This is a genomic window from Thermostichus sp. MS-CIW-37, from assembly GCF_054060065.1.
The window spans coordinates 1-10649 of sequence record NZ_JBSSCV010000048.1 but is presented as its reverse complement, the minus strand read 5'-3'; the positions used below and the strand labels follow the sequence as shown (position 1 = coordinate 10649).

General features: G+C 56.4%; 8 protein-coding genes and 2 pseudogenes. 5 read left to right on the top strand and 5 right to left on the bottom strand.

Annotation, left to right across the window (positions count from 1 at the left end; translation table 11 throughout):
* Positions 1 to 109 precede the first annotated feature (109 nt).
* The 4 genes from ACVWYZ_RS13880 to ACVWYZ_RS13865 all read right to left on the bottom strand — a co-directional run bounded on the left by ACVWYZ_RS13880 (position 110) and on the right by ACVWYZ_RS13865 (position 3314).
* A complete protein-coding gene (locus tag ACVWYZ_RS13880; protein WP_414351985.1) occupies positions 110 to 880 on the bottom strand; it encodes a DUF4397 domain-containing protein in 771 nt (256 codons plus the stop codon).
* Between the two features lie 183 nt (positions 881 to 1063).
* Entirely contained in the window at positions 1064 to 2383 is a 1320-nt protein-coding gene (locus tag ACVWYZ_RS13875) for a bifunctional sterol desaturase/short chain dehydrogenase (RefSeq protein WP_457467387.1), read from the bottom strand.
* A 145-nt stretch (positions 2384 to 2528) separates the two neighbouring features.
* A complete protein-coding gene (locus ACVWYZ_RS13870; RefSeq protein WP_457467386.1) occupies positions 2529 to 3110 on the bottom strand; it encodes a DUF192 domain-containing protein in 582 nt (193 codons plus the stop codon).
* Positions 3111 to 3137: 27 nt separating this feature from the next.
* A complete protein-coding gene (locus ACVWYZ_RS13865; protein ID WP_457467385.1) occupies positions 3138 to 3314 on the bottom strand; it encodes a hypothetical protein in 177 nt (58 codons plus the stop codon).
* Between the two features lie 21 nt (positions 3315 to 3335).
* Between ACVWYZ_RS13865 and ACVWYZ_RS13860 the strand changes: the two genes are divergently transcribed.
* The 5 genes and pseudogenes from ACVWYZ_RS13860 to ACVWYZ_RS13840 form a co-directional block, all read left to right on the top strand.
* On the top strand, positions 3336 to 4646 hold the full coding sequence (locus ACVWYZ_RS13860) for a serpin family protein (RefSeq protein WP_457467384.1): 1311 nt from the start codon (positions 3336 to 3338) through the stop codon (positions 4644 to 4646).
* 111 nt (positions 4647 to 4757) lie between these two features.
* Complete coding sequence (locus ACVWYZ_RS13855) at positions 4758 to 5372, top strand: Uma2 family endonuclease (RefSeq protein ID WP_414350202.1); 615 nt, start codon at positions 4758 to 4760, stop codon at positions 5370 to 5372.
* 93 nt (positions 5373 to 5465) lie between these two features.
* The gene (locus ACVWYZ_RS13850) at positions 5466 to 6053 is read left to right on the top strand and encodes a hypothetical protein (RefSeq protein ID WP_457467383.1); all 588 of its coding nucleotides are present in this window, start codon (positions 5466 to 5468) and stop codon (positions 6051 to 6053) included.
* Positions 6054 to 6235: 182 nt separating this feature from the next.
* Positions 6236 to 9961 (top strand): PAS domain S-box protein, encoded by a 3726-nt coding sequence (locus ACVWYZ_RS13845; RefSeq protein WP_457467382.1) that lies wholly within the window; start codon positions 6236 to 6238, stop codon positions 9959 to 9961.
* A gap of 80 nt (positions 9962 to 10041) precedes the next feature.
* Positions 10042 to 10491, top strand: a pseudogene (locus ACVWYZ_RS13840) (Uma2 family endonuclease); the annotation flags it as partial.
* 40 nt (positions 10492 to 10531) lie between these two features.
* Here ACVWYZ_RS13840 and ACVWYZ_RS13835 read toward each other — a convergent pair.
* Positions 10532 to 10649, bottom strand: a pseudogene (locus ACVWYZ_RS13835) (IS200/IS605 family transposase); the annotation flags it as partial.

The window sequence follows — 10649 nt, the reverse complement described above, 5'->3', positions numbered from 1 at the left end:
GCGGGATACCGCCATTCTGTTTGGAAACAAACAGAATGCTATCGCTGCATAGTTGAACAGTGATGTTCAGCAGTGTTCAGCGTAAATGTATCAGACCGAAACACCTTGGCTATAGGAGCCTGCGAGCTCGAGTTTCCTCTGCCAGCACCAGGCTTAGGGCCGGATTGCTGCGCAACAATCCCGCTACATAGAGGGTATAGACTTTCCCCGCCTCCAGCTGCAGGTCAAACCGCTGCAGGGGAATGCTCCGGCTGGGAGCCGACTGCACACCTGGCGCGGAGGCTGAAGGGGCTATGGCCACTTGAATTTGGGTAAAGCCGGGGCGCATAGCTTGAAAGGTGGATACTTGTCCAAACGCCAACTGGGGCAGCAGTACCCGCCCTTGCTCCCCTTGCCATTGCAGGGCCGGCGCATCAGGGGCAGCGTGGACAAACCGCACCAGGGCTTGATCAAAGGGCGGATGGATGTTGTCTTCCAGCACCAGGGCCGTCATGCGATTCGGCTCGTTGGCAGCAACCACCGAGAATACTCCCCCGCCCCTGAGATTGGCTACGGTTCTGGCCGCAACCAAAGAACTCGCAGGCTGGCCAGGGTTCTCAGGCGTTGAAAACAAAACAATGTCGTACTCGCCCGCCGGTATGCGCACGTACTCGCTCACCGAGCCATAGGCTATGCCCCGAGCAGCTCTCACCCCTCCCACTTCCAAGTCGATCCGAGGGGCATTGGGGGCCACATGCACCAAGCGCACTTGGACTTCAGAAACTCCCGCAGATGCCGAAGGCATCGGGATGGCACAGCCGGACAAAAGCCCCGACATCAACGATCCACCCACCACGCAGAGTACTGCGCTCACCCACTGTCGCACCATGTTCACGCTCACTCCTACTCCTCACACCCAACGCTCATCAGGGATCGAACTGCTGTATTTCTGCAAACCCAAGGAGGGCACTCTCGCTCCCCAAAAGTTCGTATTGGCACGCCAAGGAACCTGCTCTTGTCTTACTCCACTTTTGCGCCCAATGCCATAGAGCTATGGAACGGGTTGGGATCTAGTTCCTTTTAACTAAACCAAAGGCAAATCACCGGACTCGGCCCCACCTGCAGGATCTGGGTTGGGGGCAGGGATCCCTGGCTGTTCGCGCTCGCGGGACGGAGTCCTTGGAGACCGACGGCTAAACAAGCGGAAATAAGTGCTCACAGCCAGCTCTTTGAGCGGGAAAAGCAAGTAGGTCAGGGGGTTGATGGTGACGATGATGTTGCGGCAGTCTCGTTTGGCCTGGGCCAAGATCTGAGCGGCCACCCAATCTCCCGACATAACCCCAATGGGATTGAGCTGGCTCTTGAAGGGGCCGAGGATGAGCTTGCGCACTGTGCAGGGAGCATCGAGGCGGCGCAGAGTAACCAGATCGCCTAGGGCCCGCTTGGAGAGCTCGTAGAGGGGACTGAAAGCAGGGCTAGCCTCAGCCTCTGAGGTGTTCACCCACACCTCTTTGGTGGCCATCTCAGGGTTGCCGCGCACCGTCTGGAAGAACAGCTCCATTAGGCGCCAACTGGAGAAAGTATTGACGGCATAGGACTGGCGGACAGACTCGGGATCCCGTTGCCTGTGGACGTTCAGGCCGTGGTTGAGCACCAAGATATCCACCCGCTCCAGCAGCTCAGCCAGGGATCCCTCTTGCCCCACCTGCCAGCGAACGGTCTCCACCGGCTGGATCTGGCCGTCCACTTCGATGTGAACCGAATCCGAATGGGAGCTGAGGGCGATGACTTTGGCCCCCTGCTGGTGAAAATGCTTGAGCAAGGCCCGGCCCAGGGTGCCGGAGGCCCCGGTGACGGCTACTCGCTTGCCTTTCAAGGAGAGACTGGTGCCCATGAGCCGATCTACGAGAGTCAGGGTGCCGCAAAAATAGGCGTTGGTATCGTCGAAGTGGTGCCGCCAGTGGTAAGCGCGGTTGACATGCCATTGGCTGGGAGGAACGGGGAAAGGCCCCGGCTGGTGGGTGATATCCGTCTGCAGGGCCAGCCCCCAACCCCGCAGCATACCAGCCACCCAGAAACTGGCCGAGTAGACCACCCCCACCGCTGCCGCCAGGCCGTACAGCAGGGATCCCTGGCCCAATACCACCACCCAAGGGATCCCGGCCAGGATCATCGTCGCCGCTTCGGGAACGTCGTGGTGCCACTGGGATTCTCGGTACAGCTGTGCATCCACCACGCTAAGGTCGGGGCGGAACAGGCGGTGGTGCAGGATGTGTTTGGGCATCAGCCAGGGCCACCGGTGGGCCAGCCAATGGCGCACATCCCGCACGATCTCAGCCCAAAGGATGGAGGCTAGGGCGACGGCCCCCACCCCTATCCAATGACTCGCGCTGCCGACATCCATAGGCTCGCTCGCAGTAGCCAAACCAATCCTGAGCTCGCGGTCGCCTCTTTTATGGACTCAGTTGGCGACTCTCAAAAATCATCGCAAAAATTCTTCAAAAGATCATCTTCGAGCCCGTCTTCCTTGTCCCCAAGGGAGGGAGAGATCAAGGGGCTGCGGGCTGAAGCTCTCGGATCTCGACCGGATCTCCAACGGCCAAACCCAAAGCAGCAGCCGTCCCGCCGCGGAACTCCAGCACACCGTCCACCAACTGGGAAGGAGGCGGCCCATAGGTGGGGCAGGGTTGGGCGGGGCAGCCGGGCACATCGGCGGCAATGTACACCACCTTGCCTTGGTGAAGGAAAATGATGTCCAGGTTGATCAGGGTGTTGAACATCCAAAAAGAAGCCGGCTGGGGCGGATCAAAGGGAAACCACATGCCCCGATCCGGCGGCAAGTCGGTGCGAAACATCAGGCCCAAGCGCTGCTGCTCAGGCGTGCGGGCCACCTCTAACTCAAAGCGTTGGCCGGCAAGGGTGACTTCCGCTTCAACCGGCAGTTGCTGGGGCTGCCCTATGGCTGGGGGGGATGGAGAGATGGCTTCGGTTACCTGAGTTTGTGAGGCGGGAGATCTCTCCGTGGCAGCAGCACATCCCAAGCCGGATCCCAGGAGCAGCAGAGCCAAACCCAAGGCAACTTTGCGTCCTCGCGGAACTTTTTGCGGACTCCGTATCACGAACAGAACCATGTGGCGCTCTCCTGTGCAGGCTTCATCCTATCGCGCCAGACGCTGCTGCTGCGACTTGAACAGCCAGACGCAGGAAGTTCCCCCCTGGGAGAGCCTTGCCAATTCTTGCTTGCCGGAAGCGGCCTGTGCTTTTCCCCCTTGAGCGCAGCCGGAATGGCGGCTCTGGGCAAGGGCAGCCCACAACCGACCCGATAGCATAGCCATAGACTCTGCCAGGAGAGCCCTATGAAAGACCTGTTTAATCGATCCTTGGTGAGCCGGATCCCTCTTCTGGCTCTGCTGGGTTTACTGAGCCTGGGCCTCTGGCCCACTCACGGGATGGGATCCCGTTCACAGGAAACCCCGGTGCGGATTCCCTTTGAGCCAACGGTGACCTATGGGGAAGGGTATGGGGAAAAGACCGTGGCCCAACAAGCCCAAAGCCGCTTTGCGCTGAAACTGTTTGATCACCTGCTCCGTCAGCAGCCCCAAGAGAACCTCTTTTTCTCCCCCTTGAGCATCCGCCTGGCCCTGAGCATGCTCTACAACGGCGCCTCTGGGGAGACCCAAACGGCAATGGCCGAGGTGCTGGAGGCACAGGACCTTTCCCTCAATGAGTTGAACTGGAGCAATGCCCAAATGGTGGGCTGGCTGGCGGAGGGATCCCCGGCAGGAGGGCCAGTCCAGGTGCAAATCGCCAACGGCCTCTGGGTGGATCAAACCCTCACCTTACAGCCCCAGTTTTTGCAGGCTTTGGCCACCTACTACCAAGCGGTGGTGAATCGGGTGAATTTGGGATCCCGGCAAACGGTGAACCAGATCAACGGCTGGGTGGCCGAGCGCACCCAGGGCAAGATCAACCGCATTGTGGATCGCCTCAGCCGCGAGGATTTGATGGTTTTGCTCAATGCCATCTACTTCAAAGGCGAGTGGACTCAGCCCTTCGATCCGGAGCGCACCCAAACTCAGCCCTTTACTCGGTTGGATGGCCGCCGCGTCCGAGTACCCATGATGGTTCAATCAGGTCGTTACGACTACCTGGAAACCGAGCAGTTGCAGGTGGTGAGCCTGCCCTACGGGGAAGGAGAACTGGAAATGCTGATCCTGCTGCCCAAGAAGGGAGTGAAGCTGGAATCGCTGCGGGCAGAGCTAAGCCCGGAAACTTGGCAAGAATGGACGGGATCCCTGCGCCCCCGTGCAGGTTCGGTGCGGATCCCGAAATTTGAATTGGCTTATGAAACGGATCTCACTTCCGTTCTGCAGCAGTTGGGCCTGGGAGTTGCCTTTTCCAACCGAGCCGATTTCAGCCAGATGACCCCAGAGCCAGCGCGGATCAGCAAAGTCCTGCACAAAGCAGCAATTGAAGTGAACGAAGAGGGATCGGAGGCGGCAGCCGCTACTGGGGTGATCGTCTCCCGGACTGCTGTCGACCGGCAAGAGCCCTTTCAATTTGTGGCAGATCGGCCCTTCTGGTTTGCCATTGTGGCCTCCGGATCCGGCGGCAACCCAGCGGCCCAAACCGTGCTGTTTATGGGATCCCTGGTGGATCCTAAATAAGGGGATCCCTCAGGGCAGCTTGCTGACTTCTTACCGGGCGTGCAGATCGCTCTTCAGGATGTGTTGACCCCAGACCGGCTCCCTTAGCCGTTTTTCATTGCGGAGGTCATGATGGTCGAGGTTTTGGAAAGAGAAAAATTGGCCGAGGCACCTGCTGATAGTTCTCCGGCAGCTTCTCGAAAAATTTGGACTGACGAAGAGTTTATGGCTTTACCGGAGGATGGCAATCGCTATGAGGTTGTGAATGGAGAACTGGTTACTGTGGGCTCGGCAGGCGCAAAGCATGGGTACTACGTAAGTTTGATTCATATCATTCTAGGCTCGTACGTTCGCAGTCAAAGGATTGGATTTACCTTCGATTCCGATACTTCCTTCAAAATGAAATCCGGCAATCGCCGTTCTCCAGATTGTTCTTTCTTTTCCAAAGAACGGCTGCAATCTCTGGGCGGGATCCCAAGGGGTTATATTGAGGGATCCCCAGACTTGGCTGTAGAAGTTCTCTCCGATGCCAACACCGTTGGAGAGATCCATGATAGGCTCGTTGAGTATTTCGAGAATGGATCCCGGCTGGTCTGGATCATTCATCCTGAAGAGAAATACGTTCTGGTCTATCGCCGGCCTGAGCCTGAAGCATTGAAGAAACCCGGCGACATCCTGGAAGGTGGAGAGGTGATCCCTGGATTTGCGCTGGATTTATCAGAGTTTTTTGCCGAGCCGGAGTTGTAGTTTTTCACCAACGCAATGTACGGATAAGACGCCTTCAGCGCCTAGGGAAAAGCAACCCCTGTTAAGCTAGCCTAAGCAGTGGGATCCCATTTCATGGCACCGGTCTATCCGCAGGTTCTGGAGCGCAATCCCAAACGGCTGCGCATTGCCCTACAGCGGTTTACCTCTCAGCAACTGGCTTGGCGGGCGGCAGCAGGCTTGGTGCTGCTGATTGTGGGATCCCAACTGTGGGCCCGTTCGCCGCTGTTGGGTTTGGTGGCTGTGGGGATGGGCTTGTGGATTGGGATCCCTTGGGGGTTGGGGCAGATCCTGAATCTAGATTGCCAAAGCCAACGGGTGACCTTGACCCGGCTGGGTGGCCCTTGGGGCTTTTGGCGGCAGCAGGTGTTTTCCTATCCCTTGGCTCAGTTGCAAGGAGTGCGGCTGCATCGAGTGGGTCAGGAAGTTTTGGATAACCAAGCTCAAGAGAGTTTTCAGGTCCAAAGCCAAGTGCGGCTGCAGTTTCACAGCGATCCTTCTAAACCGGAGCTGAACGAGGAGGTCATCGCCTGCTTTAGCAGCCAAGTCGGCATCAAAGGGGACGAACCAGAAGCTTTCGTGCTCTCTCAGCGGCTGGTGCGCTGGATTCAGAACTATCTATCCGAACACTTAGGAAACCTAAGAAACAACTCTTCACCCTGAAAGCCCCCTTTTCGAGGATACTGCCCCACCGTTCCAGTAGACTCAAACTTTGCTCTCCTTTTCGGGGAGTTTTCGGGGAGATGGGGAATTGTTGTCACAGTGCTTGATCCTGGGTTAGAAATGCTACCGAAAAGCAGCGTACTCCTTGACACTTTCTAAACTTAACTTAATCGACAACCTTCATGAGCGCCTCCTGGGATCTGGTCAACCTGCTTACCTTACTCAACTGGAACACTCTGCCCGGATGGCTTTGGCTGCTCCTTTGGGGATCCTCACTGGCCGTGGTGATGTACTGGCAAAAGCGCTGGCTGCAGCGGGATCAGGTGGGTTTTCCCGATGTCATCATGCTGGCGCGTGCAGATACGATGGTGGTGGAATGTAACGAAGCTTGCCAGAAAATCTTGGGGGATTGGCGGGGCAGGCGCTGGATCGACGTGCTGCCGGCAGAAGAGCAAGAGCAGGTGCGGCAAAAGATAGCCCAGCTCACCCCTCAGCAGCCTACCTTCACCCGAGTTGGCAGGGTATCGGATGCGTCGGGGCAGACGCGCTGGTTCGAGTGGATCCACCAAGGCATTTTTGACCGGCGGGGCCGCTTGCAGTTTATTCGCGGCGTGGGCCGAGACATTACCGAGAAGAAACAATTGGAAGAAAACCTGCGGCTGCGGGAGGCCCAACTGCGCACCTTGTTGGATGCCCTGCCATTGGCGGTGTGGGCCAGGGATCCCCAGGGAGTGCTAATTTTGCAAAATGCCACTGACCGCGCCTGGTTTGGCGATCTGCTGGGTACTTCTTTGGAGGAGGCAGCTCAGCAACATCCCCACTGGCTGGAGTACACCTCTCAAGTTCTATCCGACGTAGAGCGGCAAGGGTTTTCCCAACTCGAGGGCAAGGAAGTAATTCAAGGCCAGGAGCGCTACACCTATCGCTTCGCTGTAAAGCTTCAGGATCAGTCTAAAGGATTAGGGCTTCTCGGCATTGTCCTAGATATCACCGAGCAGAAGCGCCTGCAACGAGAGCTAACAGATCAACAAGAACGCTTTCGCGCCTTTATCAACAACAGCCACGACATCTTGCACCGGGTTGATGCCCAGGGCCGGCTGTATTGCCTTAATCCCCCGGTGGCGGAGAAGATTCTAGGTCTTACCCCCCAGCCAGGAGAGCCTCAACCCCTGGAGCTGGTTCATCCCGAAGACCGCGAGGCCATCGCGTCTGCCTGCGAGCAACTCCTGTCCCAGCCCGGCCAGACTCTCTGCTTTGTCTATCGGATGCAACATGCCGACGGCCATTGGGTGTGGCTGGAGAGCCTCTGCACCAATCTCTTGGATGATCCTTTGGTTCAGGGGATCGTTTCCAGTACCCGCGATATCACCCAACAAAAGCAGGTGGAACTGGCTTTGCGAGAGAGCGAAGCCCGCTTTCGGGAAATTGCAGAGGCTGTACCGGTGACTTTCTTCCTACAGTCGGCAGACTTTAGCCGCGCTCTTTACAAAAGTCCTCGTTGTGAACAGATTTTCGGATATACACCAGAGGAGCTTTATCGCCAGCCGGATCTGTGGAAGGAAAGGATCCACCCAGAGGATCTGCCAAGAGTGATGGAAACCCTGTCTCTTGCCACCCAAGGCAAAATGTCAGTTACCTATCGGATTTTCCACCCAGATGGCAGGCTGCGCTGGTTGCGTACCTCTTGTTACCCTGTCTTGAACGAGCAGCAGGAAGTCGTTCACATCGCAGGCATTACCGAAGATATTACGGAGCAGAAAGAAGCAGAGCTGGCTCTACAAGAAAGCGAAGCTCGGCTTAGGGCCATTCTGGATGGGATCCCTTTTTGTATCTTTCTCAAAGATCTGGAAGGGCGCTATCTTCATGTAAACAAGACTTATCTACAACAGAGAGGCTGCAAGGCAGAAGAGCTCTTTGGAAAGTTGGATAGTGAGCTGTTCGCATCAGAAGAGGCTCTAGAATTTCGAGATCAGGATCAAAAAGTCCTGCAATCTCCGCATCCTGTCAGCTACGAGCGAACCTTTTTCCGCGATGGCAAGAGATTGACCCGGTGGGTCACCAAGTTTGCCCTGCGGGATCAGCAGGGGTCTCCTTACGCCGTTTGCGGCATCGCTGTGGACATAACGCCCCTCAAACAAGCCCAAGATCTGTTGCTGAAAGAAGCAGAGCGGGAGTGGCTGCTTGGAGCTTTGCTGCGACGCATCCGTCAGGATTTGGATTTGCAATCTATCTTGCAAACCACTGTTGCAGAAGTGCGAGAGGTTTTCCAGGTGGATCGGGTGATGATCTATCAGTTGCAGGAAGGTGTAGGGGGGTTTGTAGCTGCTGAGTCGGTGGCGGATCCCTGGCCCAGCCACTTGGGCCGCCGGGTGTGGGATGCTTGCCTTCCCCAGGGTCCTTGCTACCGCAAGTACCAAGAGGGCTTTGTGCAAGCCATAGCCAACGTGGCGACGGCCAATTTGGATCCTTGCTATCGGGAGCTCTTGGAATCTTTCCAGGCCCAAGCCAACTTGGTGATCCCGATTCGGCAGGGTGAGGCTTTGTGGGGTCTATTGGTAGTTCAGCACTGCCAATCCAGCCGCCCTTGGCAAGAGTGGGAAATCCGGCTTTTACAAGAGCTGAGCGATCAATTAGCCATCGCGTTGCAACAGGCCCAGTTATATGAACAACTGCAAGCCCTCAATCAAACCTTGGAAGAAAAGGTTCGGCAACGCACCTCTGAGTTGCAGCGATCCCTGCAATTTGAGGCCCTGCTGAAACGCATCACTGACCGGGTGCGCGACTCTCTGGATGAAGCTGAAATTCTCAACACCGCTCTGCGCGAGCTGGGAGAAAACCTAAATGCAGATGGCTGCGATATTGGCCTTTACAACGCCGATCTCACCCTTTCCACCATCAGCTACGAGTATTGTCCTCGCTTGGGGTCGGCCTTGCATACTTGTATTCCCTTTGCCCAATATCCAGATCTCTACGCCCAGTTGTTGCGAGGAGAGCCCTGCATATTTTGTTTACTTCCTGACGCCCCCCGCCAAGGATCAGTCTTGGTCTGCCCTCTGCGGGATGGGGAGCAAGTCTTGGGGGATCTGTGGGTTTTTCGCAGCAGCGAGGAAAGTTTTGATGAGCAGGAAATGAATCTCGTAGCTCAAGTGGCCAATCAATGTGCTATCGGCCTAAGGCAGGCGCGCCTATTCCGAGCTGCCCAAGAGCAGGTGCAAGCCCTGGAGCGCCTTAACCGCCTCAAAGATGACTTTATCAGCACCGTCAGCCACGAGTTGCGCACTCCTCTAGCCAGCATGAAAATGGCCCTGAAAATGTTGCAGATGGCTCCCACTGGGGAGAAACGAGCTCAATACTTAGCCATTGCAGAGCGAGAATGCCAGCGGGAAATCGAGCTCATCAACGACCTGTTGGATCTGCAGCGGCTAAAGGCAGGAGCCTATGCTTTGAATCTGCAAACGCTGACCTGGGAAGCCTTGTTGGGGGATTTGCTGTTGGCTATTGGCGAACGCGCCCGTACTAAGGGGCAAACCTTTCAAGCCAACGTGCCTCTGGAGAGCAGCATCACCACAGATCCTCTCCTTTTGGGGCGTATCCTGCGGGAGCTCCTGCACAACGCGGTGAAATACACCCCCGGCCAGGGATCCATCCGCCTAGAAGTCAGGGTTGAGGCCAACCGAACTCGCATCCAAGTCAGGAATAGCCAAGAGATCCCGGCCGAGGAACTCACCCGCATTTTCGATCGTTTTTACCGGATCCCCAGCCATGATCCTTGGAAAGAAGGGGGCACCGGTCTGGGCTTGGCTTTGGTGAAACAAATGGTGGATCAACTGAGGGGATCCATTGAGGTCAACAGCTCTGCCGGTTGGACGACTTTCACGCTCCATCTACCCCAATTGCCGCAGTTTTAACCCCTACTCCACCGCTCCCCCTCGCTTTGGGGTTTGGGATACAGTACTGGCAGGGATCCGGGGGGGCTTTGCCTAAACCTATGACAACTCGCCTAGATTTGGCTCTCACTCTTGAAGACTTCCTCAAGTTGCCTCACATAGAAGAGTCTCCGGCATGGGAGTACGTGGATGGAGTTGCCATTCAAAAACCGCTGCCCAAAGTCCGCCATTCCATTTTGCAAAAACGCTTTTTGGCTGAGGTTGACGGCAGCACCACCAGCTATACTGCCCTACCCGAATTGCGATGCACTTTTGCCGGTCGTTCCATTGTTCCCGATATTGCTGTAATTGCGTGGGATCGAATTCGCCTAAGTGAAACAGGCGAGCCAGAGGATGACTTCACCGCAGCACCCGACTGGATTATCGAAATTCTTTCGCCGGGTCAAAGGGTAAGCCGTGTAATCGATAATATCCTGCATTGTCTAAAGCACGGCAGCAAATTAGGGTGGATGGTGGATTTAGCTAAACCGCCGAGAAGCCCCGCCCTCTGTCCGTAGGACGTATGGACTACGTCCCGCTGAAGCGAACGCGCTAGCGGCGCGGAGCGCTTGGGCCGGGATGAGAGGCGGGAGTACCTTGGTTTTCAATGTACTGGCTCAATACCGAGACTGTCACCCCACCACATGAAGCGATGAAATAAGATTCATTC